Annotated in this window: 21 protein-coding genes; 1 reads left to right on the top strand and 20 read right to left on the bottom strand. The window is 68.9% G+C overall.

Annotated elements, in window-relative coordinates:
- The 5 genes from AVME950_RS06905 to AVME950_RS06925 all read right to left on the bottom strand — a co-directional run bounded on the left by AVME950_RS06905 (position 1) and on the right by AVME950_RS06925 (position 4,234).
- Positions 1-882, bottom strand: a complete 882-nt coding sequence (locus AVME950_RS06905) for an EamA family transporter (RefSeq protein WP_284405502.1) — start codon at positions 880-882, stop codon at positions 1-3.
- 100 nt (positions 883-982) lie between these two features.
- A complete protein-coding gene (locus tag AVME950_RS06910) occupies positions 983-1,405 on the bottom strand; it encodes a BLUF domain-containing protein (protein WP_284429236.1) in 423 nt (140 codons plus the stop codon).
- 1 nt (position 1,406) lies between these two features.
- Complete coding sequence (folE, locus tag AVME950_RS06915; RefSeq protein WP_272565459.1) at positions 1,407-2,132, bottom strand: GTP cyclohydrolase I; 726 nt, start codon at positions 2,130-2,132, stop codon at positions 1,407-1,409.
- 120 nt (positions 2,133-2,252) lie between these two features.
- Positions 2,253-3,473, bottom strand: a complete 1,221-nt coding sequence (clsB, locus tag AVME950_RS06920) for a cardiolipin synthase ClsB (protein WP_284429237.1) — start codon at positions 3,471-3,473, stop codon at positions 2,253-2,255.
- A gap of 20 nt (positions 3,474-3,493) precedes the next feature.
- On the bottom strand, positions 3,494-4,234 hold the full coding sequence (locus tag AVME950_RS06925; protein ID WP_284405500.1) for an endonuclease/exonuclease/phosphatase family protein: 741 nt from the start codon (positions 4,232-4,234) through the stop codon (positions 3,494-3,496).
- A gap of 130 nt (positions 4,235-4,364) precedes the next feature.
- Between AVME950_RS06925 and AVME950_RS06930 the strand changes: the two genes are divergently transcribed.
- A complete protein-coding gene (locus AVME950_RS06930) occupies positions 4,365-6,104 on the top strand; it encodes a response regulator (RefSeq protein ID WP_284405499.1) in 1,740 nt (579 codons plus the stop codon).
- A 20-nt stretch (positions 6,105-6,124) separates the two neighbouring features.
- On the opposite strand, the gene nudB is transcribed toward AVME950_RS06930, so the two are convergent.
- The 15 genes from nudB to serA form a co-directional block, all read right to left on the bottom strand.
- Positions 6,125-6,586, bottom strand: a complete 462-nt coding sequence (nudB, locus tag AVME950_RS06935) for a dihydroneopterin triphosphate diphosphatase (protein WP_284429238.1) — start codon at positions 6,584-6,586, stop codon at positions 6,125-6,127.
- Positions 6,587-6,591: 5 nt separating this feature from the next.
- Positions 6,592-9,246: a chemotaxis protein CheW gene (locus AVME950_RS06940; protein ID WP_284429239.1), complete on the bottom strand. Its 2,655-nt coding sequence runs from the start codon at positions 9,244-9,246 to the stop codon at positions 6,592-6,594.
- A gap of 224 nt (positions 9,247-9,470) precedes the next feature.
- Entirely contained in the window at positions 9,471-10,292 is an 822-nt protein-coding gene (locus AVME950_RS06945) for a CsgG/HfaB family protein (RefSeq protein WP_284405496.1), read from the bottom strand.
- 104 nt (positions 10,293-10,396) lie between these two features.
- On the bottom strand, positions 10,397-12,211 hold the full coding sequence (gene aspS, locus AVME950_RS06950; RefSeq protein ID WP_284405495.1) for an aspartate--tRNA ligase: 1,815 nt from the start codon (positions 12,209-12,211) through the stop codon (positions 10,397-10,399).
- Between the two features lie 77 nt (positions 12,212-12,288).
- On the bottom strand, positions 12,289-12,909 hold the full coding sequence (locus AVME950_RS06955) for a DUF502 domain-containing protein (protein WP_272565470.1): 621 nt from the start codon (positions 12,907-12,909) through the stop codon (positions 12,289-12,291).
- 10 nt (positions 12,910-12,919) lie between these two features.
- Positions 12,920-13,243: an FmdB family zinc ribbon protein gene (locus AVME950_RS06960; RefSeq protein ID WP_284408231.1), complete on the bottom strand. Its 324-nt coding sequence runs from the start codon at positions 13,241-13,243 to the stop codon at positions 12,920-12,922.
- Positions 13,244-13,305: 62 nt separating this feature from the next.
- The gene (locus AVME950_RS06965) at positions 13,306-14,757 is read right to left on the bottom strand and encodes a high affinity choline transporter 1 (protein WP_284429240.1); all 1,452 of its coding nucleotides are present in this window, start codon (positions 14,755-14,757) and stop codon (positions 13,306-13,308) included.
- 61 nt (positions 14,758-14,818) lie between these two features.
- On the bottom strand, positions 14,819-16,384 hold the full coding sequence (gene ubiB, locus AVME950_RS06970; RefSeq protein ID WP_284405492.1) for a ubiquinone biosynthesis regulatory protein kinase UbiB: 1,566 nt from the start codon (positions 16,382-16,384) through the stop codon (positions 14,819-14,821).
- Positions 16,381-16,947: a hypothetical protein gene (locus AVME950_RS06975; protein ID WP_272565475.1), complete on the bottom strand. Its 567-nt coding sequence runs from the start codon at positions 16,945-16,947 to the stop codon at positions 16,381-16,383. Before AVME950_RS06975 ends, ubiB begins: the two co-directional genes overlap by 4 nt.
- 75 nt (positions 16,948-17,022) lie before the next feature.
- Positions 17,023-18,048 carry a Tim44 domain-containing protein gene (locus AVME950_RS06980; RefSeq protein WP_284429241.1) on the bottom strand — a complete coding sequence of 342 codons (1,026 nt, stop codon included), beginning with the start codon at positions 18,046-18,048 and terminating at the stop codon, positions 17,023-17,025.
- Between the two features lie 53 nt (positions 18,049-18,101).
- Positions 18,102-18,833: a bifunctional demethylmenaquinone methyltransferase/2-methoxy-6-polyprenyl-1,4-benzoquinol methylase UbiE gene (ubiE, locus tag AVME950_RS06985; protein WP_284405490.1), complete on the bottom strand. Its 732-nt coding sequence runs from the start codon at positions 18,831-18,833 to the stop codon at positions 18,102-18,104.
- Positions 18,834-18,944: 111 nt separating this feature from the next.
- Positions 18,945-19,379: a gamma-butyrobetaine hydroxylase family protein gene (locus tag AVME950_RS06990; RefSeq protein ID WP_272565478.1), complete on the bottom strand. Its 435-nt coding sequence runs from the start codon at positions 19,377-19,379 to the stop codon at positions 18,945-18,947.
- Between the two features lie 124 nt (positions 19,380-19,503).
- Positions 19,504-19,962 (bottom strand): HIT family protein, encoded by a 459-nt coding sequence (locus AVME950_RS06995; RefSeq protein WP_284429242.1) that lies wholly within the window; start codon positions 19,960-19,962, stop codon positions 19,504-19,506.
- A complete protein-coding gene (locus tag AVME950_RS07000; RefSeq protein ID WP_284429243.1) occupies positions 19,962-23,876 on the bottom strand; it encodes a DUF3683 domain-containing protein in 3,915 nt (1,304 codons plus the stop codon). Before AVME950_RS07000 ends, AVME950_RS06995 begins: the two co-directional genes overlap by 1 nt.
- A gap of 236 nt (positions 23,877-24,112) precedes the next feature.
- On the bottom strand, positions 24,113-25,342 hold the full coding sequence (serA, locus tag AVME950_RS07005; protein ID WP_284429244.1) for a phosphoglycerate dehydrogenase: 1,230 nt from the start codon (positions 25,340-25,342) through the stop codon (positions 24,113-24,115).
- Positions 25,343-25,475: the final 133 nt, after the last annotated feature.

The following is a 25,475-nucleotide window of genomic DNA, read 5'->3' on the forward strand; positions in this document are numbered from 1 at the left end:
CTACCCCAGCGCCAGGGCGGTGACCCCCGCTGCGATCAGCACCGCGCCCGCGATGCGCGCGGCCCGATCGCCCTCACCCAGCAGGTGACCGCCGATGAGAGCGGCGAACAGCATCGACACCTCGCGCGCCGGCGCCACGTGCGACAGCGGCGCCTCCTGCATGGCGTACAGCACCAACACGTAGGCCACCGGGCTCACCGCCGCCACCAGCAGGGCGAAGCGCCACTGCACGCGCCAGAGCACGCGCGCGGCCGGCAGGTCGCGCAGCACCACGGGCGCGAGCACCGCCACCCGCACGAAGTTGCCCATGTAGTCCACGAGGATGGGCGACATGCGCAGCACCTTCACCGCGTAGCCGTCCACCACCGTGTAGCTGGCGATGAACGCGCCGGTGAGCACGCCGTAGCGGATGCCCGCATGCACCCGCTGCCGCGCGGCCGGATCATGCGCGGCGCGCAGCAGCGCGGGGCCGCCGGCGATGAGGAACACCCCGCCCACCACGCCCGCGATGCCCAGGCCCCCGAGCAGCGAGATCTGCTCGCCCAGGAACGTGATGGCGACGAGCGACGACATCAGCGGCCCCGAGCCGCGCGCGAGCGGGTACACCACGGTCAGGTCGGCCTGGCGGTAGCCGCGCAGCAAGATGACGTAGTACGCCACGTGCAGCAGCCCGCTGGCCACGACGAAGCCCCATTCCCTGGCGCCCCATTCGGGCACGGCATCGCGCCCGAGCCACCAGCCCAGCGGCGCCCAGCCCAGCATCATCAGCACCGAGGTGAAGAAGGCAAAGCGCGAATCGCCGCCCGCTTTCTTGGCCGCGATGTTCCAGCATGCGTGGATGAGCCCGGCCAGCAGGATGAGGGCGAAGGCGTTGAAGGTCACGGTGGTGAAACGGGGGAGAGGAAGCCTGAATGCAGAAGGCCGCAGCGCATGGCGCCTGCGGCCTCGGAGGACGGGTGGGGGACGGGGGAGGCAGGCCCGCCTAGGCGCGGCCGATGATGGACGCCGTGGCCATCAGTTCTTCCAGCAGCGCGAACGACACGCGGCCCGACACCGAGTACGGGTCCAGCTCGGGCTTTTCGGAGTATTTGAGCAAGATGGAATGGTTGATCCGGGTCAGGTTGACCTGGCCCATGGTCCAGCCGCCGAAGCGGCGCTCGTGGATCTCCTCGAAGTGCAGCAGCTCCACGTCCTTGTGCCGCGGGTCCTTCTGGATGTGGCCGTACAGGGCGCTCACCGCGGAGCGGCCGCCCTCGATCGCCTGCAGGAACACGCCCCCGCCGTAGCAGAGCACGCCGGTGATGCCGCAGGTGGGGTTGTGCTGGCGCGACTGGCTGAGGATGGCTTCGATGGCGTCGGGCGAGGTGTCCACGGTGCGGCTGGCGTAAAGCAGTCGGACGAGCATGTCAGTTCCTTCCGGGAATGAGCGAGAGGAATTCGCGGCGCAGGGCCGGGTCCTTGAGGAACACGCCGCGCATGACGGAGTTGAGCATCTTGCTGTCCATCTCGCGCACGCCGCGCCAGGACATGCAGAAGTGGCTGGCCTCCATCACGATCGCCAGGCCGTCGGGCTGGGTCTTTTCCATGATGAGGTCGGCCAGCTGCACCACGGCCTCTTCCTGGATCTGGGGGCGGCCCATGACCCAGTCCACCAGCCGCGCGTATTTGGACAGGCCGATGACGTTGGTGTGCTCGTTGGGCAGCACGCCGATCCAGATCTTGCCCATCACGGGGCAGAAGTGGTGGCTGCAGGCGCTGCGCACGGTGATCGGGCCGACGATCATCAACTCGTTCAGGTGCTCGGCGTTGGGGAACTCGGTGATGGCCGGCTGCTGCGCGTAGCGGCCCTTGAAGACCTCGTTGAGGTACATCTTGGCCACGCGCCGCGCGGTGTTCTGGGTGTTGTGGTCGGTCGCCGTGTCGATGACCAGGCTGTCGAGCACGCCCTGCATCTTGGCCTCGACCTCGTCGAGCAGCAGTTCCAGCTCGCCGGGCTCGATGAACTCGGCAATGTTGTCGTTCGCATTGAAGCGCTTGCGTGCCGCGGCCAGCCGTTCGCGGATTTTGACGGAAACGGGCGTGCCCTCTTCGGGCGGCGCGTCGTTCGATTCGGCGGCGAGTTGTCTGAACATGGGCGGCATCGTACCAGCGAATGCCCGCCCCGGCTTGCCGAGTGTTTTTGGCCCCCAGCGCATATTCCTCTAGGGCGTATAGCTATAAAAATAATAGCATCAAACCCAAGCCGCACCGGCTCAGTAGCGGTTGCCGGTCACCCAGAGCGCGGCGCGCATGATGGCGAAGGCGATGCGGTCCAGCGCGCGCTGGCGCCAGGGGCGCTCGGCGTAGGCGCGCGGGTCCATGCGCTGGCCGGCATGCTCCATGGCGTGCACCAGGCGTTCGCGCAGGTCGACGGCGAAGCCCGCGTCCTCGATCACCACGTTGGCCTCGCGCGCCAGCAGCAGCGACAGCGGGTCCAGGTTGGACGAGCCCACGGTGGCCCAGGGGTGTTCGCCCAGCGCATCGACCACCGCCACCTTGGCGTGCAGAAAGCTGGGCGAATACTCGTGGATCTCCACGCCGGCCTTGAGCAGCGCGCCGTACACGGGCCGGGCCGCGTGGTACTGCATGAAGTATTCGTAGCGCCCCTGCAGCAGCAGGCGCACGCGCACGCCGCGGCGCGCGGCCAGCACCAGCGCGCGGCGCAGCTTGCCGCCGGGCACGAAGTAGGCGTTGGCGATGATGATCTCGTGCCGCGCGTTGGCGATGGCGCGGCGGTAGGCGCGCTCGATACGGCTGCGGTTGCGCAGGTTGTCGCGCAGCACCAGCGCGGCCCGCATGCGGGGGCCCGCGTCGTCCGCGTCCTCCTGCGCGCGCCGGGCCCGGGCGGCCGCGCGCAGGTCGCGCAGCGCATCGGCCAGGCGGTGGCGGCGCGCGTCGCGCACCGCCTTGAGCCGCCACCACACGTGCTGCATGGCCTCGTCGGCCTGCTCCACCAGCCGGCCCTCGGCACGCACCGCGAAATCAAAGCGCGGGGCTTCCAGCACGCCGTGGTTGGGGTCGTGCAGGTCGTCCAGCACGTTGATGCCGCCGCAAAACAGCACGCAGCCGTCCACCACGCACAGCTTGCGGTGCAGCCGGCGCCAGCGATGCGGCAGCAGCAGGCCCAGCGTGCCGACCGGCGAATACACCTGCATCTGCACGCCCGCGGCCTGGAAGCGCTCGGGCCACGGGCCTGGCAGCGAGCCGGTGCCCACCCCGTCCACCACCAGGTGCACGCGCACGCCGCGCTCGGCCGCGCGCACCAGCGCCTCGGCAATGGCGGCGCCGGTGCCGGTGCAGTCGAAGATGTAGGTCTCGAACTGGATGTCGGACGTGGCGGCGTCCATGTCGGCCACGAGGGCCGCGAACAGCTCCTCGGACCCCTGCAGCAAGCGGACGCGGTGGTCCGCGCCGAGCACGGCGGCATGCGACATGGCTCAAAGCCCCCCGCGGCTCACAGGCGGAACTCGGCGATGAGCGGCAGGTGGTCCGACATGCGCCACCAGATGCGCCCGCGCGGCACGTGCAGGCCGAGCGGCGTGAGCCCGCGCACGTACACGTGGTCGAGCTGCACCATGGGCAGGCGCGCCGGGTAGGTGAAGGTGCGGGGCGCCTCCTCGTACTCGTACAGCCCGCAGGCCGCCAGCGCGCGCTTGACCTGCAGGCCCCAGTCGTTGAAATCGCCGGCCACCACCAGCGGCTCGTCCGGCGGCACCTCGCGGGCGATGAAACGCTGCAACTGCGCCACCTGGCGCACGCGGCTGCCGGGGATCAGGCCCAGGTGCACCACGATGGCATGCACGCGGCGGCCGTGGATCTCGACCTCGACATGCAGCAGGCCGCGCTGCTCGAAGCGGTGGTCGGAGATGTCCTCGTGCCGGTGCCCGATCACCGGCCAACGCGACAGCAGCGCATTGCCGTGCTCGCCATGGCGGGTGACGGCGTTGGTGCGGTACACCGCCTCGTAGCCCTCGGGCGCCAGGAACTCGGCCTGGGGCATGTCGGGCCAGCGCTGGAAGTACTGCTGCTCGCGGCGGTGCATCTTGCGCACCTCCTGCAGGCAGACGATGTCGGCGTCGAGCTGCTCGACGGCATGGCCCAGGTTGTGGATCTCCAGGCGGCGGGCTGGGCCCAGGCCCTGTACTCCCTTGTGGATGTTGTAGGTGGCAACGCGCAGGATGTCGGAGGGGTCCATGGCGCGATTGTGTCGCAGGCGCGCGTCGTTCCGGTGTCAGCCTGCGGGAAGGGGCTTTTTTCCACCCTCGGGCTCGCGCCGCGCGGCCTACACTGTGCTCTTTGCTCAACGGGACGCGCGCCGCACCGCCATGGCCACCGCCAAAGAACCAGACTCCACGGAATCCCAGGCGCTGGTGATCGACAGCAACGCGACCTCGCGCAGCATCCTGGTGGCGCAGCTGCGCGAGTACGGCATCCACCGCGTGGTGCAGTGCAGCAGGGTGCAGGACGCGCGCAGCCGGCTGGAGCACACCGTGTTCGACTACGTGCTGTGCGAGCAGTATTTCGCCGAATCCGGGCAGTCCGGCCAGACGCTGCTGGACGACCTGCGGCGCGCCCAGATGCTGCCGTTTTCCACCGTGTTCTTCATGGTCACCGCCGAGGCATCCTACGCCGCGGTGGCCGAGGCGGCCGAATCCGCGCTGGACGGCTACCTGCTCAAGCCGTTCACGCCCAGCGCGCTGTTCGAGCGGCTGGGCCTGGCGCGCCTGCGCAAGACCCACCTGCGCCCGATCTTCGATGCCATCGGGCGGGAAGACTTCGAGGCCGCCGCGCAGCTGTGCGTGGAGCGCTTCGAGGCGCGCAAGCCCTACTGGCTGTATGCCGCGCGCATCGGCACCGAGCTGCTGCTGCGCCTGGCGCGGCACGACGAGGCCCGAACCCTGTTCGAGGCGGTGATCGAGGCGCGCGCCCTGCCCTGGGCCAAACTGGGGGTGGCGCGGGCGCAGATCGAGTCCGGCCAGGCGCCGCGGGCCATCACCACCTTGCAGGGCCTGATCGGGGAGGACGCCTCGTTCGCCGACGCGTATGACGTGCTGGGGCGCGCGCAGGTCGAGATGGGCCATTTCGAGGACGCCATGGCCACCTACCGCACGGCCAGCGGCCTCACGCCGGACTCGGTGGTGCGGCTGCAAAAGCTCGGCATGATGGCCCACTACATGGGCGACCGCGAAACGGCGGCTAAGGCCCTGTCGCGCGCCGCGGTGCTGGGCATCGACTCCAAGCTGTTCGACTACCAGTCGCTGGTGCTGCTGGCCTTCGCGCACTTCGCGGGCAACGACCGCAAGGGCCTGGAGCGCTGCATGGCCGACTTCGTGCGCATCCTGGAGCGCCATGGCGACAGCCGCCGCGTGCAGCGCTTCAGCGAAATCGTGGCGGCGCTGCAGCAGATCCAGCAGCGCCAGTTCGCCCAGGCCGTGGCGGGGGTGCGCTCCATGGCGCGCGAGATCGGCATCGGCGATTTCGACTACGAAGCCGCCTGCAACCTGAGCAGCCTGCTGGCCGTGCTGGCGGCCACCTCGATCGACCTGCAGGAGGGACCGGCGTGGGTCACCGCGATCGGCATGCGCTACGCCAACACGCGCGGCCTGTGCGAGCTGATGGCCAATGCCTGCCTGGTCCACCCCGACTACTCGGACATCGTGCGCGGCTGCCTGCCCCAGATCAACAAGGCCGCCGAGAACGCGGTGGCGCTCAGCCTGTCGGGCGATCCCGGTGGCGCGGTGGCGCAGTTGCTCGAAGCGGCCGGCACCACGCTCAACACCAAGCTGCTGGACCTGGCGCAGCAGATGCTGACCCGGCACGCCGCCCGCATCGACGACGCTGCGGCGCGGCAAGCGGCCATCGACGCCCTGCGCTCGCGCTGCGGCCCGACCACGCCGCGCGCCGTGCTGGGCCAGGCCACCGAAAGAAAGCCGGGCGAGCTGGTGCTGCGCACGTCCAGTGCCGCCAGCACGCCCGCCGCCACGCCCGCCTCGCCTTCGTCACCCGCCTCGCCACTGCCCGAACCGGCCGATCTCGCTGCGGTGCTGCGCCTGCGGCCGATGTAGCGCTGGCCAGGAGGCCTCGGTCAGGCGGGCGGTGTGAACCGGGGCAGCATCAGGCACGCCTCGGCATTGGAGGGCGAAAAGCAGGCCAGCGCCGCATCGCGCCAAGGCAGCCAGCGCCACGCCACATGCTCGCGCGGGCTCAGCACCACCGGCGTGCCCTGGGGCACGCACAGGCCGAACAGCCGCTCGCGGTTGCGCACCACGCCCGGCGCATAGCGATGCAGCCACTGCGGCCAGATGTCGTAGACGTTTTCCAGCGCCCAGTCGGTCAGCACGCAGCCAGGGGCGCGGGCATCGATGCCGGTTTCCTCGCGCACTTCGCGCACCGCCGCATCCTCGAAGGGCTCCTCGGGCCAGTCCTTGCTGCCGGTGACCGACTGCCAGTGGTCGCCACCGCCCGCCCGGTGGATCAGCAACACATCCAGCGCCGGGGTGTGGACCACCACCAGCACCGACTCGGGGATCTTGAACGCGCCCAGCAACGGGATCAGGCCGCCGCGGCGAGCAAGGACTGCAGGTCCTGCCGGGGCGCGTCCGCCAGCGCACCGGCCGCGCACTGCTGCAGCCACTGCGGCGAGATGCGGCAGAGCATGGCCCGGCCGGCCGGATCGCCCGCGGTGGCGACCGGCACCACGGCATCGATCAAGGGCGCCGCTCCGGCGACCGCTCCCACGCCCACCGGCTGCAGCGTGCGGCGGTCCAGTTCGAGGATGGCGCCGAGCGCATCCACCCGCAGCGCGAACTCCTGCAGGCGCCCGTCGTCCAGGGTCGCGCGCACCACCACGATCTGGCGGTTGGGGTCGCCCTCGCGCGGGGCCGGCGCATGCGCCTGGCCTGCCGGCGCGGCGATCACGCTGCGCAGGTCCACCACCGGGCACACGCGGTGGCCGATCTGCGCCAGGCCGAGGAACGGCGCGCGCAGGCCACCCGCGTGCAGCACGGTCACGTCGGGTGCGGCCTCCACCACCGAGGCGGCCTCCAGCCCGAACCACTGCGCGCCCATGCGAAACGATGCCAGTTGCAGGCCCTGCGCCGCCTCGATGCGCGCGCCGGGCAACGTGGCCAGCGCGGGCGCCAGCGCCGCGGCGGCCTGGTGCTCGCACACGTGGCGCAGCACCGCGCAGCCCAGGCCGTGGTCATAGCCGTCCTGCGCGCGGAACTCGCGGTAGCCCTGGCCCCGCGCGAACCCCGTGGCGTACAGGTGGCGGCCCAGGACCGCCATGCGGGGCTCGGTGCGGCCGGCCGTCCAGGCGGGCAGCGCCGCCTGCGCCTCGCTGCCCGTGGCACAGACCACCGCGCCCTGCGCATCGACGAACGCCAGGACGTCGCGCCCGCCCGCACCCAGCGCGCAGTCGGCCAGGATGGACGACAGCTGCTCGGCCGCATCCCAGACGATCGCAATGCCGCCCAGCAGCGGTCCCGGGGTGCCGCGGCCGTTGCCCTCGCCGCGTGCTTCGCCCCGCACCGCTGCGGCATAGACGAAGGTCGGGCCCTGGCCGTAGAACCGGCTCGGCGCGTAGCGGCTCACCACGTAACCCTGGCTGCCCTGCAGGCGCAGGCAGCGGCCGACCCATTCCTCGTCCAGTGACGTGCCCACCTGCCGCGCCTGGCCGGGCTGGGAGACGGCCACCACGCGGCCCTCGCGGTCGAACAGCACCAGGCAGGCGTACACGGTGTAGAGCCGGTTGATGCCCTGCAGCACCGCGGTGGCCTGTTCGCAGCCCGGCGTGCCGGCCTCCAGGGTGCGGGCGAATTGCGGCGTCAACGCCCACCAGCGGCAGTCGTTGGCCCGCTCATACAGGTTGCGGTCCAGGATCTGCATCGCCAGCGACGCGCGGCCCCGGGCATCGCTCAGCAGCGAACGCATGACCACGCCGTACAGGTCCTGCAGGGCACTGGCGAAGGCCAGCGCCGTCTTGCGGGCGGTGGCGCCAATCTCGGACAGCAAGGTCTTGGCGAATTGCAGCTCGCGGGGCGCCGCCGCGTCGCCACCGAGCTGGTGCAGGTCCAGCAGGCCGTTCCACACCGAGCGCTCCAGCGCCGACTGGATGGTGGCCGAGCGCGCCGGAATATCGCGCAGTTCCTGCGACAGCACATCGGCGTGGCCTGCCAGTTCGACGGGAAAAGCGCCGGCATCGCTCTGGGCCGCCTCGTCGAAGGCCACGTCCAGGGGAAGCAGCGCCACGCCGCGCCAGCCCGGCCCGGCATAGCCCTGGAAGCCCTCGGCATCGCGCACGACCATCAGGTAGCGCCGGCTCGCATGGTGGATCGGTTGCACACCGGCGGCCGCGGCCTGCGGCACCGGCCAGCCGGCCGGCAGCTGCAGCGGGTCGCTGGACACCAGCACGCGGCCCTGGCCGTCCGTGAGCGCGAGCACGGCGTCGCAGCCCTGGCCCTGCGGGCGACCGCCGTCCTGCACCGAGGCGAAGATGGCCGGCATTTCGTCGGCCAGCTTGAACTGCAGACACAGCACACCCGCCGCATGCCCCTCGAAATCCACGCGCCGGGCGTACATGAGCGTCTTGCCAGCCTCGCCGCTGAAACCGTGCACCGCGTAGTGCTCGGCATAGGGCGCATGGCTTTGCAGCACCGACTGCAGAAACGCCTGGTCAGCCTGCCGCTGCGCCTCGGAGGCGATCGGCTCCACCGCATGCAACTGGGCGCACGGCCGGCCAGCGGTGTCGAACAGGAAGATGTTGCCGTAGACCGTGTACTTGTCGGCGTACTCGCGCAGCCGGGCGGCGATGGCGGGGCGGGTGCCGGGGTCGGGATGTCCCAGGAATTCGGCCACGCCCACGTCGGTGGCGAAAAAGCCGATGTCGGCCGTGCGCTCGAAGAGGTTGCGCACCAGCACATCGATGCAGACCTGGGCGCGCGAGGCGAGATCGCTGATCCGGTTCTTGAGCGCCTCGCCGGCCAGACCGCGCATCAGGTCGGCCGACAGCGCCGCGAAGTCCCTGCGGGCCTGCGCCAGATCATGGCCGGAGGAGGCCTTGGACGACAGCAGCGACAGGGATGACAGCAAGGACAGGTGGTCCCATGCGTTCTCGACCAGTCTCAATTCCTGTCGCTGGTGCTGCGCCGCCGGCATGTACCGTAACCATTGCTCGGGGGTGGCCAGAAAGGGAGACGCGTGAGACACAGGAAGTCCTTTTGCCTGGGCGATGGCCCAGATTGTGATGCATGCATGGCGCAAACCGCATGCCATCGGCATGGGGTTTGCCCTCTGCCATCCAGGCAGGGCCTGCACGACGGGGCCGAAGACAGCAGCACAATGCGTGCCACACCCCGCACCCTGTTCCGCCTTCCCTGCCCCATCACCCACTCGGGCGATCCGACGCCCCCCGAGTCGCTGCGCCCGGTGCGTCAGCGTCCCGAGGATTGGCGTGCCGTGGCCACGGGCGGCGGCATTTCCTTGGCCTGCAGCGCGCGCACCTGCGTGACGAGCTGGTTGTGCGCATCCAGGAAGGCCGCGGCGATCACCTTGCCCTCGTTGGTATTGCTCCAGCCCGCGCCGGCCGCCCCGCCCAGCTTGCCGAACACCAGCCCGCCCACGCCCAGGTCGGTGGACCGCGCCGCACCGGTGGAGGCCGCCACCTGCTCGGTGGTCTCGTTGTCGGACAGCAGCAGGGCCGTCTGCGCTTCCTTGAACTTGACCTGCTCCACCAGGCCGGCCAGGCCCGCGATGTCGCGCAGCACCGGAATCATGGCGATGACGCCGGACAGCCCGCGGCCCGCGTCCTGCTCGCTGAACGTGAGGCTGGGCGTGAGCGTGTACTGCGCCTCGTAGCCCCGGCCCTTTTGCACCGTGGAGTTCTTGCGCAGAACGCCCGCGTCCTTCAGGTCCTGCTCCTGCACCGTGCCCCGCAGGCCGGCGGAACGGTCCACCACGCGAAAGCAGCCGCTTTGCTGCGCCAGCAGCTTGATCAGCGGCACGGGCGAGGCCGGCAGCTGGTAGCCCGACCCCATGATGTAGCCGTTCGGGTTCTCGGCCAGCGCCAGCGTGGCCACGGGCGCGTCGCAGCGCACCAGTTCGCGCGCGGCGTTGCGCGCCCCTTCCGGGCCGGCCGAGCCGGTGACGACGGAGCCGCCCTGCCCCAGCTCGGTCTTTTTCTCGCCACAGCCGGCCAGCGCAGCCACCAGGGCCAGCAGGGTCACGGAGAGCCGGGTCACTTTGCGGGTTTGCATCAACGCGTCCTTCAATGAAAAAAGCGGCAGGAACATGACGCTCCTGCCGCTTGGGGGTCCATCGCTTCAGCGGTCCCGGGGGATCGGCCGTGCGCCTGGACGGATCAGGCCGCCTTGACGGCGTCGGGGTTGCGCAGGCGGATGTGCAGCTCGCGCAGCTGCTTTTCGTCCACCGGGCTCGGCGCCTGCGTCAGCAGGCACTGCGCGCGCTGCGTCTTGGGGAAGGCGATCACGTCGCGGATCGACTCGGCGCCCGTCATCAGCGTGACGATGCGGTCCAGGCCGAAGGCCAGGCCGCCATGCGGTGGCGCGCCGTACTGCAGGGCGTCCAGCAGGAAGCCGAACTTCTGCTGCGCTTCCTCGGGCGTGATCTTGAGGGCATCGAACACCTTCTGCTGCACGTCAGCGCGGTGGATACGGACGGAGCCGCCGCCCATCTCCCAGCCATTGAGCACCATGTCGTAGCCCTTGGAGATGCACTTTTCGGGTGCGGTGACCATCCAGTCCTCGTGGCCGTCCTTGGGCGCGGTGAAGGGATGGTGCACGGCGGTGTAGCGCTGGGAGTCCTCGTCGAACTCGAACATCGGGAAGTCCACCACCCACAGAGGCGCCCAGCGGTCCTCGAACAGGCCGTTCTTCTTGCCGAACTCGCTGTGGCCGATCTTGATGCGCAGCGCGCCGATGGCGTCGTTGACGACCTTTTCCTTGTCGGCGCCGAAGAACAGCAGGTCGCCGTCCTGGGCGCCGGTGCGCTTGAGGATCTCGGCGATGGCCGCGTCATGGATGTTCTTGACGATGGGCGACTGCAGACCGTCGCGCCCCTTGGCCAGCTCGTTGACCTTGATGTAGGCCAGGCCCTTGGCGCCGTAGATCTTCACGAACTCGGTGTAGCCGTCGATCTCACCGCGCGAGAGGCCGCCGGTCTCGCGCGCGCCGCCGGGCACGCGAAGGGCCACCACGCGGCCGCCCTTCATGTTGGCAGCGCCCGAGAACACCTTGAAATCCACGTCCTTCATCACCTCCGTCAGCTCGGTGAATTCGAGCTTCACGCGCAGGTCGGGCTTGTCGGAGCCGTAACGGTAGGCCGCGTCCTGGTACGTCATGACCGGGAACTCGCCCAGGTCCACGCCCAGCGTGTTCTGGAACACCGTCTTGATCATGCCCTGGAACATGTCGCGGATGTCCTGCTCTTCCATGAACGACGTTTCGATATCGATCTGGGTGAACTCGGGCTGGCGGTCGGCGCGCAGGTCTTCGTCGCGAAAGCACTTGGTGATCTGGTAGTAGCGGTCGAAGCCAGCCACCATCAAGAGCTGCTTGAACAGCTGGGGCGACTGCGGCAGCGCGAAGAACTGACCGTCGTGCACGCGGCTGGGCACCAGGTAATCGCGCGCGCCTTCGGGCGTGCTCTTGGTGAGCATGGGGGTTTCGATGTCCACGAAGCCGTTGGCGTCGAGGAACTTGCGCACCTCCATCGACACGCGGTAGCGCAGCATCAGGTTGTTCTGCATGTACGGGCGGCGCAGGTCCAGCACGCGGTGCGTGAGGCGCGTGGTTTCCGACAGGTTTTCCTCGTCGATCTGGAAGGGGGGCGTGACCGAGGGGTTGAGCACGTTCAGCTCATGGCACAGCACCTCGATCTTGCCGCTCTTGAGGCTGTCGTTGGTCGTGCCCTCGGGGCGCGCGCGCACCAGGCCCTTGACCTGCACGCAGAACTCGTTGCGCACGCCTTCGGCCGTCTTGAACATCTCGGCGCGGTCGGGGTCGCACACCACCTGCACGTAGCCTTCGCGGTCGCGCAGGTCGATGAAGATCACGCCGCCATGGTCGCGGCGGCGGTTCACCCAGCCCGCGAGGGTGACGGTTTGGCCCAGGAGGGCTTCGGTGACGAGACCGCAGTAGTGGGAACGCATGGCCATTGGAGAGTCTTCCTGCGCCCTCGTGGAGCGCGACAAGGTTTCCGCACGCCCGCGGCAAGCGGGCATGCGACGAGGTGTTATCGGGAATCGGGCGGCGTGAGATCCGGGGGTGCGACCACCCCCATGGAGACGATGTACTTGAGTGCCGCATCGACGCTCATTTCGAGCTCGATGCAATCGCTCTTGCGCAGGATCACGAAGTAACCGCCCGTCGGGTTGGGGGTGGTGGGAACATAGACGCTCACGTATTCATCGCGCAGGTAGGCCGCCACTTCACCGCTCGGCGTGCCGGTGATGAACGCCACCGTCCACACGCCCTCGCGCGGCCACTGCACCAGCACGGCGGTGCGAAAGGCGTTGCCGCCCTCGGAAAAGAGCGTGTCCGACACCTGCTTGACGCTGGAGTAGATCGAGCGCACCACCGGGATGCGGCTCACCAGGGCATCGCCCCACTCCACCAGCTTGCGCCCCGCGAAGTTGCTGGTGAGCGCGCCGACCGCGAGCAGGATGCCCAGGGTGAGCAGCACCCCGAAGCCGGGAATGTGAAAGCCCAGCAGCTTGTCGGGCTGCCAGGAGCCGGGCAGGATCTGCAGGGTCTGGTCGAGCGTGCTCACGATCCAGTTCAGCACCCAGGCCGTGATGACGCCGGGAACGATGACCAGAAGGCCGGTGAACAGCCATTTGCGCAAAGCGGACATCCGGGGCCGTTCAGTTCTTCTTGGTGTCGGAACTGCTGGCGGCCGGCGCGGGCGCCGGGCTGGCGGATTCCTTCTTGGGGGCGCTGTCGCTGGCAGGCGATGCGGCGGCGGGGGCCGTGGCGTCGGGCTTGGAGCCGCCCGCACCGCTGTTGCCGCCCCGGAAATCGGTCACGTACCAGCCCGAGCCCTTGAGCTGGAAGCCGGCCGCCGTCACCTGCTTGGTGAAGGCCTCGGCCCCGCAGGCCGGACACACCGTGAGGGGGGCGTCCGAGATTTTTTGCAGCACATCCTTGGCGTGGCCACAGGAACCGCATTTATAAGCATAGATAGGCATCTTGAGCGTGTGCGATGGAAAGTGCAAAACCTTCAATTATAGGCACCACGTCCCAACCCCCTTCACGCCTGCTCCACCCCTGCCACCGGGTGGTGCGATGCATGCACGTTGCGCAGCCCCTGCGGCGCCAGCGAACCGATCAGCATGCCCGCCGTGGCAGCCAGCACGCCCGCCAGCTGGGCCGGGAACACGGCGCCGGCCGGCGTGGCCAGGAACAGCAGCCACGACGACAGGCCCGCGATGATGGCCAGGATGGCGCCCTGGGTTGTCGCGCGCTTCCAGTACAGGCCGAAGACAAGCGGCACGAAGGCCCCCACCAGCGGCACCTGGTAGGCACCCGACACCAGTTCATAGATCGACGTGCCCTGCATGTGGATCGAATAGGCCAGCACCAGGGCGCTGAACACCAGCGTGCTGATGCGCATGGTGCGCAGGCGGTCGCTGTCGGTGCCGTTCGGACGGAACTGGCGCCAGATGTTCTCGGTGAACGTGACGCTGGGCGCCAGCAGCGTGGCCGAGGCCGTGGACTTGAGGGCGGACAGCAGCGCACCAAAGAAGAACACCTGCATGATGAACGGCATCTTCTGCAGCACCAGCGTGGGGAGCACCTTCTGCGGGTCGTCCTTGAGCAGTTCGGCCGTTTCGGTCGGCATGATGATGAGCGCGCTGGCCACCAGGAACATGGGCACGAAGGCGAACAGGATGTAGCAGATGCCGCCGATCACCGGGCCGCGCGTGGCCGCCCGGATGTTGTTGGCCGACATGACGCGCTGGAACACGTCCTGCTGCGGAATGGAGCCGAACATCATCGTGATGCCCGCCGCGATGAAGAACAGAATGTCGTGCAGCTTGGGCTCGGGCAGGAAGCGGAACAGGTCGCGGCTGCTGGCCAGCTCGATCACCTTGTCCGCCCCGCCGGCCATGTTGCCGGCGAAGACCGCGATGATCGTGAGCCCGCCCACCAGGATGATCATCTGGATGAAGTCCGTCACCGCCACCGACCACATGCCGCCGAACAGCGTGTAGGCCAGGATGGAGACCACCCCGATGGTCATGCCCATCGGAATGCTGATGGCACCGCCGGACAGCAGGTTGAACACCAGGCCCAGCGCCGTCACCTGCGCCGACACCCAGCCCAGGTAGCTCAGCATGATGATGAGCGAGCACACGATCTCGACCGCGCGGCCGTAGCGCTCGCGGTAGTAGTCGCTGATGGTCAGCAGCGTCATGCGGTACAGGCGCGCCGCGAAGAACAGCCCCACGAGGATCAGGCAGAAGCCCGCGCCGAACGGGTCTTCCACCACGTTGCCCAGCCCGCCCTCGATGAACTTGGCCGGAATGCCCAGCACCGTCTCGGAACCGAACCACGTGGCGAACGTGGTCGTCACGATCATGTACAGCGGCAGGTGCCGCCCGGCGATGGCGAAGTCCGCCGAGTTCTTCACCCGCCGCGCCGCGAGCAGGCCGATGGCGATGGTGATCAGCAGATAGACAATGACCAGGGTCAACAGCACGGCATGCTCCTCGTATGTCGCGTAGGGAGGGGTAAGGGGAAAGGGAGGGGTCGGAAAAAGGCTAGAAGAGCCGCACGCGGATCAGCAGCTGCATCGCCAGCAGCCCCAATACAAATCCCATGCCACCGTAGATCAGGCTCTGCAGCAGGCGGTTGGTGCGCTTTTGCGCGGCCAGCAGTTCCAGCAGCTCGCGCCGGTGGTCGTGCGGCCGCTCGCGCAGGTAGCCATGCAGCAGGCGCGGCAGCTCGGGCAGCATCTTGGCAAAGCGCGGCGCCTCGGCGCGCAGCTCGCGCCACAGGCGCTGCGGCCCCATCTGGTCGAGCATCCACTTTTCGAGGAACGGCTTGGCGGTGCTCCACAGGTCCAGGTCGGGGTCGAGCTGGCGCCCCAGGCCCTCGATGTTGAGCAGCGTCTTTTGCAGCAGCACCAGCTGCGGCTGGATCTCCACATGGAAGCGCCGCGAGGTCTGGAACAGCCGCATCAGCACCATGCCGAGCGAGATCTCCTTGAGCGGGCGGTCGAAGTACGGCTCGCACACGGTGCGGATGGCCGCCTCCAGCTCGTTCACGCGCGTGTGGGCCGGCACCCAGCCGCTTTCGATGTGCAGCTCCGCCACGCGCTTGTAGTCGCGGCGAAAGAACGCCGTGAAGTTCTGCGCGAGGTATTCCTTGTCGAACTCGGTCAGCGTGCCGACGATGCCGAAGTCCAGCGAGATGTAGCGCCCGAAGGTCTCCGGCTCCAGGCTCACCTGGATGTTGCCCGGGTGCATGTCGGCGTGGAAGAAGCCGTCGCGGAACACCTGGGTGAAGAAGATCGTGACCCCGTCGCGCGCCAGCTTGGGGATGTCCACCCCCGCGGCCCGAAGGCGTTCGATCTGGTTGATGGGCACGCCCTTCATGCGCTCCATCACCAGCACCTCGGCATGGCAGAAGTCCCAGAGGATCTCGGGGATCAGCACCAGTTCGAGCCCCTGCATGTTGCGGCGCAGCTGCGCGGCATTGGCGGCCTCGCGCACCAGGTCCAGCTCGTCGTGCAGGTAGTTGTCGAATTCGGCCACCACCTGGCGGGGCTTGAGCCGCTTGCCGTCGGCCGACAGGCTCTCCACCCACCCGGCCATCAGGCGCATCAGGCCCAGGTCGTTCTCGATCACGGGCAGCATGCCCGGGCGCAGCACCTTGACGGCCACCTCGCGCTCGACACCCTTGCGGTCGCGCACGACCGCGAAGTGCACCTGGGCGATGGACGCGCTGGCGATCGGCACCCGGTCGAACGACACGAACACCTCGGCCAGCGGACGGCGGAAGGCGCGCTCGATGGTGGCCACCGCCACGTCGGGATCGAAGGGCGGCACGCGGTCCTGCAGGTGCGCCAGCTCGTCGGCGATGTCGGGCGGCATCAGGTCGCGCCGGGTGGAGAGCACCTGGCCGAACTTCACGAAGATCGGGCCCAGCCGCTCCAGCGCCTCGCGCAGGCGCTGTCCGCGCGGGGCGTCCAGGTTGCGGCCGATCGACACGATGCGCGCCACCAGGCGCAGCCAGGGCTTCTGGAAGCTCGTCAGGACCAGCTCGTCCAGCCCATAGCGCAGCACCACCCAGACGATGGTGACGCCGCGAAGGAAACGACTCATGGTGCGAATCGGTCGGTACCGCCGGCCTCGCCGGCGGAGGACGCCCGGCGTGCGCCGACGAACTGGCGCAGCGCCTGCGCGGCGCGGCGGGCCGCCGAGCCGATGGCATGGGCCGGCGCATCGCCGATCACGCGGGCCAGGTCTTCCTCGACGTCCCAGCGCACGTGGTCCACCAGCCAGTTGATGTCGGCGGCCAGTTGCACGTCGCCTTCGATGCGGATGCCGGGCTTGTCACCGCGCAGCGCGGTCTGGGCCAGCGACAGGGGAGAGGTCTCGATCACCTCCAGGCGCAGGTCCGGCACCTGGCCCTCGGGCGCCAGGTCGAGCAGCCCGGCCGGGGTGATCTGCAGGGCCATGGAATAGACCCGCCACTGCACCCGCGCCACGCGCCCCTTCTGGCGCACGAGGCGGTCCATGGCCTCGGGCTCCTGCATGAGCACGTGGTTGAGGAACAGCACCAGGCGGTGCTGCACCTCGTGCACCAGCCACTGCGGTGGCTGCGGGCCTGCGGCGATGCGCTCGAAAAGCCCATCCAGGAATGAAAAAGGGGACTGTGTTGCCATAGTCCCCGATTATTCCCCGAACTGGGCGCGGCACCGAGGGCTTTACCCCCGCGCCCGCCGCGCCATTGCGGCCGGTTACTGCAGGGCCTGCACCCCGGCCACCAGCCAGCCGCTGCCGCCGCTCTTGGGCTTGGTCATGTTCCACACCTCGCGGAACGGGCTCGGGCCGGCCGAGAGTTCCTCGCGGATCATGCCGGAGAACTCCACGCTGGCCATGTAGCCATCACCCAGGTCCTCGATGCCCAGCAGCTGTGCCTCCAGCATGACCACGTCGGTGTGGTTGGGCTGGCTGGCGCCGCGCAGCGACTCGCGCTCGCTCAGCTGGGTGCGGATCTCCTCCACCATGCTGTCCGTCATCATCGAACGGAGCGCGGCGATGTCGGAACGGTCCCAGGCGCCTTGCAGCGTGATGAAGTTGCGCTTGGCCGCGGTCAGGAAGCCTTCGGTGTCGAAGCCCTCGGGCACGCCCCAGTTCTGCGAGCCGGCCAGCGCCGAGCCGATCACCACGCCGGAGCCACCGCCGCTCTGGCGCGAGGCGTCGAAGGCCATGCTGCTGCGCTCGAAGGGCCGAGCGGAGGCATCGTTGCCCACGTTCTGCGGGCTGTACTGGCGGGGCATCTGCGCCTCGGCCGGCGAAGCGGCACCGCCGCCGGCGCCCTGGAAGGCGAAGGGCGAGTGGCCTGCGCCACCGCCTTCGGCGGGCTTGCGCGACCGCATGAACATGCGGAACACGGCGAAGGCCCCCAGCGCCAGCAGCGCGATCAGCAGGAACTGGCCAAAGCCCGCGCCCAGACCGAGCGAGTGGGCCAGCCAGGCCAGGCCCAGGCCCGCGGCCAGGCCGCCGAGCATCGCGCCCCAGGGCTTCTTGGCGGCCGCCGCGGGAGCGGCTGCCGGTGCGGCGGCGGGCTTGGCGGCCGCCGCGCTGTTGACGTTTTGCGCCGGTGCGCCGGGCGCAGCGGGCGGAGGCGAAGCCGCCTCGCGCTGCGTCACATTGCTCGACTGCTTGCCAACGGACTTGCCGCCGCCCATGCGGCGCGCATCCGCATCGGCATGCACCACCAACAACATGGCGACCAGCGCCACGGACCACAGTTTCATCATGTCATCTCCAATTTATAGATAGGTGCCGGCTGCGAACGAAAACGCAAGGCGGCTCAGCACTTGATTCCAACATGCAAAGCAACGATTCCCCCCGTCATGTTGTGATAGTCCACATGCCCAAAGCCATTTTTCTGCATGAGGGTTTTGAGTTCTTCCTGCCCCGGATGCATGCGGATCGACTCGGCGAGGTAGCGGTAGCTCGCGTCGTCGCCGGCCACCATCCGGCCCAGCTGGGGCAGCACCTTGAAGGAATACCAGTCGTAGGCCTTCTCCAGCGGCTTGGCCACCTTGGAGAACTCCAGCACGAGCAGGCGGCCGCGCGGCTTGAGCACGCGGCACATCTCGGCAAGGGCCTGGTCCTTGTGCGTCATGTTGCGCAGGCCGAAGGCCACGCTCACCACGTCGAAGTGGCCATCGGGAAAGGGCAGCTTCTCGGCGTCGCAGACCAGCGTGGGCAGCACCACGCCGGCATCGATGAGGCGGTCGCGCCCCACGCGCAGCATGGCTTCATTGATGTCGGTGTGCACCACCTCGCCCGATGCGCCGACCTTTTTGGCGAAGGCCTTCGCCAGATCGCCCGTGCCGCCCGCGATGTCGAGCACGCGGTGGCCCTCGCGCAGGTTGGCGACCATGACCGTGTAGGCCTTCCATGCGCGGTGCAGGCCACCGGACATGAGGTCGTTCATGACGTCGTACTTCGATGCGACGGAGTCGAAAACGCCGCGCACGCGGCGCGCCTTTTCCGCTTCATCGACCGACTGGAATCCGAAATGCGTGGTGCTCATTCCGCGATGCTAGGGGCGCGGGCCCCGCTCGTACAGCGACAACCCCGCACCTGCATGGGGCATCTGTCGCAATTTGGACGCTGGGGCGCGCGCCGAGCGGGCCCGCCGCCGTCAGTGCGCGCAGCCGCCAGAGCCGTGCGAATGGCCGCCACCGCCGCGCCGGGGCGGCATCGGCGTGTCGCGATCGGCGCCGGCCTCGTCCAGCCGGCGCAGGTAGTCGGCCCACAGCGCGTCCTGGCGCTGGCCGAGTTCGTAGAGGTAATCCCACGAGAAGATGCCCGTGTCGTGGCCGTCGGAGAACGTGGGCTTGACCGCGTAGTTCCCCACCGGCTCCAGCCCCGCGAGCGTGACGTGGCGCTGCCCGGTCTGCAGCACCTCCTGGCCGGGGCCATGGCCCTGCACCTCGGCGGAGGGCGAGTACACGCGCATCAGCTCGAACGGGATGCGGAAGGCCGCACCGTCCGAGAACACCACCTCCAGCACGCGCGATGCCTCGTGCACCGTGATCGACTGCGGCGTGGGTGCGCCGGCTTTCAAACCTGCCATGGAAATCCTCTGTGCGTTTGCGTTGTGCCCGCTGCGGGCGGCCCGATGGAGCCGGAGTGCGATTGTCCCACCGCGCCCTGGCCGGGCCGTCAGCGCGCCCTGCCAGGGCTCACGCGCCTGGGCGTCAGGCCAGTTGCGCCAGCCGCGCGGCCATCGCCGCCTCGGCCGCGGCCAGGCGGGCGGCCACCTCGGCCTCGCGTTCGGGCGCCCGGTCGCGCTGCGGCGTGGCCCACACGGCGCCGGGGAAATGGCTGTCCCAGGCAAAGCGCGCGATCACGTGCCAGTGCAGGTGCGGCACCATGTTGCCGAGCGCGGCCAGGTTGATCTTGTCCGGCCGCACGTGGGCGCGCAGCGTGGTCTCCACCGCCGCCACGGCCTCCATGCAGTGCAGGCGGTCGCCCGCGTCCAGGTCGGTGAACTCCGCCGCGTGCGTATTCCATACCACGCGGTAGAAGGCCGGAAAGCCGGCCTCCTGCGCGCGGATCACGCGCAGCTTCGGGCCGCGCCAGACCAGTGTGCCGCCGTCACCATCGCACAGCGGGCAACCGGGCACAGTGGCCGCAGCAGGCGCCGTGGCCGCCATCAGACCAGCACCCGCTCGATGCCACCCGCGTTGGCGCGCTGCACGTATTCGGGCATCCATTGGTCGCCCAGGATCTCGCGCGCCATCTCGACGACGATGTAGTCGGCCTCCAGCAGGCCGTTGTTCAGGTCGTCCTGGTAGCGGTTCAGGCCCTGCAGGCAGCTGGGGCAGCTGGTGAGGATCTTCACGTTGTCCTGCGCGCCCGCTGCGCCGCTGGCCCGCAGCGCGGCCTCGCCCTTCCTGATTTCCTCTTCCTTGCGAAAGCGCACCTGCGTGGAGATGTCGGGCCGCGTCACGCCCAGCGTGCCGGATTCGCCGCAGCAGCGCTCGCTCTTGAGCACCTGCGGCCCCACCAGCGCCTTCACGGTCTTGACCGAGTCCTGCAGCTTCATGGGGTTGTGGCAGGGCTCGTGGTACAGGTAGGCGCCCTTGCCCTGCAGGGTCACGCCCTTTTCCAGCAGGTATTCGTGGATGTCGATGATGCGGCTGCCCGGGAAGATCTTGCCGAAGTCGTAGCCCTGCAGCTGGTCGTAGCAGGTGCCGCAGCTTACCACCACGGTCTTGATGTCGAGGTAGTTGAGCGTGTTGGCCACGCGGTGAAAGAGCACCCGGTTGTCGGTGATCATCTTTTCGGCCTTCTCGAACTGGCCGCTGCCGCGCTGCGGGTAGCCGCAGCACAGGTAGCCCGGCGGCAGCACGGTCTGCACGCCCGCATGCCACAGCATGGCCTGCGTGGCCAGGCCCACCTGGCTGAACAGGCGCTCGGAGCCGCAGCCGGGAAAGTAGAACACCGCCTCCGTCTCGGCCGTGGTCGTGGCCGGGTTGCGGATGATGGGCACGTAGTCCTTGTTCTCGATGTCCAGCAGCGCGCGCGCCGTCTTCTTGGGCAGGCCGCCGGGCAGCTTCTTGTTGATGAAGTGGATCACCTGCTCCTTGACCGGCGCGGTGCCCACCGTGGCCGGCGGCCGCGCGGTCTGGCGGCGGCCCACCTTGCGCAGCAGGTCCACGGCGATGCGCTGGGCCTTGAAGCCCACGCCGACCATGGCGCTGCGCATCAGCTTGATGGTGTCGGGGTTGGTGGCGTTGAGCATGGTCATGGCCAGCGCGTTGCCCGGGCGGAAGGTCTTCTTGCCCATCTTGCGCAGCAGGTTGCGCATGTTCATGGTCACGTCGCCGAAGTCGATCTTGACCGGGCACGGCGTGTAGCACTTGTGGCACACGGTGCAGTGGTCGGCCACGTCCTCGAACTCCTGCCAGTGCTTGATCGACACGCCCCGGCGCGTCTGCTCCTCGTACAGGAAGGCCTCGACCAGCAGCGAGGTGGCGAGGATCTTGTTGCGCGGGCTGTACAGCAGGCTGGCGCGCGGCACGTGGGTGGCGCACACGGGCTTGCACTTGCCGCAGCGCAGGCAGTCCTTGACCGAATCGGCGATGGCGCCGATGTCGCTCTGCTGCATGATCAGCGACTCGTGCCCCATCAGGCCGAAGCTCGGCGTGTAGGCGTTGGTCAGGTCGGCGAACATCAGCGAGTTGCGGGCCGAACCGGGCTCCCGGGCAATATCCACTAGGGCACCCCGCTCCTGATTTCGTAGCAGCTTGCCTTTGTTGAAGCGCCCTTCGGGGTCCACGCGCTGCTTGTAGTCGGCGAACGGCCGCAGCTCGTCGTCGGTCAAAAACTCCAGCTTGGTGATGCCGATGCCGTGCTCGCCCGAGATCACGCCGTCGAGCTGGCGGGCCAGCACCATGATGCGCGCCACGGCCTCATGGGCCGTCTGCAGCATGCGGTAGTCGTCGCTGTTGACCGGGATGTTGGTGTGCACGTTGCCGTCGCCGGCATGCATGTGCAGCGCCACCCACACGCGGCCCTTGAGCACGCGCTGGTGGATGGCCTGGGCCTCGTCCATGATGGGCTGGAAGGCGGCGCCGGCGAAGATCTTGGCCAGCGGCTCGCGCAGCTGGGTCTTCCAGCTGGCGCGCAGCGTGTGGTCCTGCAGCTGGGCGAAGAGCGGCTCCACGTCGCGCAGCCATCCGGTCCAAAGGTCCCGCACCTCGCCCACGAGCGCCACGGCCTGGCCCACGCGGTCTTCCAGCAGCTCGGCCGACGGGATCTCGTGCGCGTCGTCCTGGCGGCCCAGCGGCAGGTTGCCGCGCAGGAAGAAGTCTTCCAGCGCATCGCACAGCGCGATCTTGTTGCGCAGCGACAGCTCGATGTTGATGCGTTCGATGCCGTCGGTGTACTCGGCCATGCGCGGCAGAGGGATCACCACGTCTTCGTTGATCTTGAAGGCGTTGGTGTGGCGGCTGATGGCGGCCGTGCGCTTGCGGTCCAGCCAGAACTTCTTGCGCGCCTCGGGGCTGATGGCGACGAAGCCCTCGCCCGAGCGCGAATTGGCCAGCCGCACGACCTCGCTGGTCACGCGCGCCACGTCGTCGGCGTTGTCGCCCGCGATGTCGCCGAACAGCACCATCTTCGGCAGGCCGCCGCCGTGCCGCTTGCTCTTGGTGGCGTAGCCCACGGCCTTCAGGTAGCGGTCGTCCAGGTGTTCCAGGCCCGCCAGCAGCACGCCGCTGCGCTGCTGCTCGGCGAACATGAAGTCCTTGATCTCCACGATGCTGGGCACCGCGTCCTTGGCGTTGCCGAAGAACTCCAGGCACACGGTGCGCGTGTGCTCGGGCATGCGGTGCACCACCCAGCGCGCGCTGGTGATGAGGCCGTCGCAGCCCTCTTTCTGGATGCCGGGCAGGCCCGACAGGAACTTGTCGGTCACATCCTTGCCCAGGCCCTCCTTGCGGAAGGTCTTGCCGGGGATGTCCAGGCGCTCGGTGCGGATCGGCGTCCTGCCGTCGGCCTCGAAGTACTGCAGCTCGAAGCTGGCCACTTCGGCGTCGTGGATCTTGCCCATGTTGTGGTTCACACGGGTCACCTCCAGCCACTGGGCGTCGGGCGTCACCATGCGCCAGCTGGCGAGGTTGTCGAGCGCCGTGCCCCACAGCACGGCCTTCTTGCCGCCGGCGTTCATGGCGATGTTGCCGCCGATGCAAGACGCCTCGGCGCTGGTCGGGTCCACGGCGAACACGTAGCCCGCGCGCTCGGCCGCATCGGCCACGCGCTGCGTGACCACGCCGGCCTCGGTCCACACCGTGGCGACCTCGCGGTCCATGCCCGGGAGGCGGCGCATTTCCACCTCGGTCATGGCTTCGAGCTTCTCGGTGTTGATGACCACGCTGCGCCAGGTGAGCGGAATGGCGCCGCCGGTGTAGCCGGTGCCGCCGCCGCGCGGGATGATGGTCATCTCCAGGTCGATGCAGGCCTTGACCAGCGCGGCCATCTCGGCCTCGGTGTCGGGGGTGAGCACCACGAACGGGTATTCGACGCGCCAGTCGGTCGCGTCGGTCACGTGGGACACGCGCGAGAGGCCGTCGAACTTGATGTTGTCCTTGGCCGTGTGGCGGCCCAGGCGCTTTTGCACCTGGCGGCGCAGTTGCGCCGCCTCGATGAAGGTGGCGTCGAACTCGGCGATGGCGCGGCGGGCGGCGTCCACCAATTGGCCCACGAGCTGGTCGCGGCCGGAGTCGTCGGCCGGCGTGCGGCGCTTGCCGATCTCGGCCAGGCGGTGCTCCAGCGCCTCGACCAGCAGCTTGCGCCGGTCGGGGTTGTCCAGCAGGTCGTCCTGCAGATAGGGGTTGCGCTGCACCACCCAGATGTCGCCCAGCACTTCATAGAGCATGCGGGCCGAGCGGCCGGTGCGGCGCTCGCGGCGCAGCTGGTCGAGCACGTCCCAGGACGGAGACCCGAGCAGGCGGATGACGATTTCCCGGTCGGAAAACGAGGTGTAGTTGTAGGGAATCTCTCGCAGGCGGGCGGGCTCGGCGGCCTGCGCCTGCAGGGCAGCCAGCGCTATGGGAACGTTCATGGGGTCAACCTGGGTCGGGCGCGTGGGGCGCCCCTGTGCCTCGGGGCCGCGATTTTATGCCAGCCTCCGGGCGGTCCCGGGGGCCGGGACCGCCCCGCCAGCCGCTGCGGCAACGACCGCACCCCGGATGCTACTATTTCTATAGCATCATGCCGGCGTTTTCATTGTGCTGGAGGCCGTTTTGGCACCCAATCCCAAGGCAGGCCGGCGGAGCCCCTGGCGGCCGGCCCGGCCGGTCAGAACAGCACGCGGCTGCGGATCGTGCCCGGCACCTTGGCCAGCTCGTCCTGCGCCAGGTCGGACGACTGGGCGTCGATGTCGATCACCACGTAGCCCACCTTCTCGTTGGTCTGCAGGTACTGGGCGGCGATGTTGATCCGGTTGTCCGAGAAGATCTGGTTGATCTGCGACAGCACGCCCGGCACGTTCTGGTGGATGTGCAGCAGCCGGTGCTTGCCCGGGTGCGCGGGCAGCGCCACCTCGGGGAAGTTGACCGACGAGATCGAGGTGCCGTTGTCGCTGTACTTGACTAGCTTCTCGGCCACTTCGAGCCCGATGTTGGCCTGCGCCTCCATGGTGGAGCCGCCGATGTGCGGGGTGAGGATCACGTTGTCCAGCCCGCGCAGCGGCGACAGGAACTCGTCCTTGTTGGTGCGCGGCTCGACCGGGAACACGTCGATGGCGGCGCCCAGCAGCTTCTTGGCCCGGAGCGCCTCGGCCAGCGGCTCGATCTCCACCACCGTGCCGCGCGCGGCGTTGATGAGGATGCCGCCCGGCTTCATCGCCGCGATCTCGGCCGCGCCGATCATCCACTGCGTGGAAGGCAGCTCGGGCACGTGCAGGCTCACGATGTCGGCCTGCCCCAGCAGCGCGTGCAGCGAGGGCGCCTGGCGCGCATTGCCCAGGGGCAGCTTGTTGACCACGTCGTGGAAGATCACGTGCATGCCCAGGCCCTCGGCCAGCACCGACAGCTGCGTGCCGATGGAGCCATAGCCCACGATGCCCAGCGTCTTGCCGCGGATCTCGTAGGCGTTGTCGGCCGACTTCAGCCAGCCGCCGCGGTGCGCCACCGCGTTCTTCTCGGGAATGCCGCGCAGCAGCAGGATGGCCTCGGCCAGCACCAGTTCGGCCACCGAGCGGGTGTTGGAGTACGGCGCGTTGAACACGGCGATGCCGCGCTCGCGCGCGGCGTTCAGGTCCACCTGGTTGGTGCCGATGCAAAAGCACCCCACGGCCACGAGCTTGTGCGCCTGGGCGAAGACCTCGGCCGTCAGCTGGGTGCGCGAACGGATGCCCACGAAGTGCGCATCGGCGATCTTGCGCTTGAGCTCGTCGTCGGGCAGCGCGCCGGAGATCGCCTCGATCTGCGTGTAGCCCGCACCGCGCAGCACGTCGAGCGCGGACGGGTGGATGCCCTCGAGCAACAGGAACTTGATCTTGCTTTTGTCCAGAGAGGTTTTGGCCATGGAAAGGTCCGGAGGATCGGAAAAGGAAAAGGCGCGGGATTCGGCCCCGCGATCAGCCCCGAAATGGGGACGCGAGATCATTGTGCACCGCACAAAACCCTGCTGGCATCCTTGCAATTCGCTGAAATGGTGC

Source organism: Acidovorax sp. SUPP950 (genome assembly GCF_030158935.1).
In the GTDB taxonomy this organism is placed as follows: Bacteria; Pseudomonadota; Gammaproteobacteria; order Burkholderiales; family Burkholderiaceae_C; genus Paracidovorax.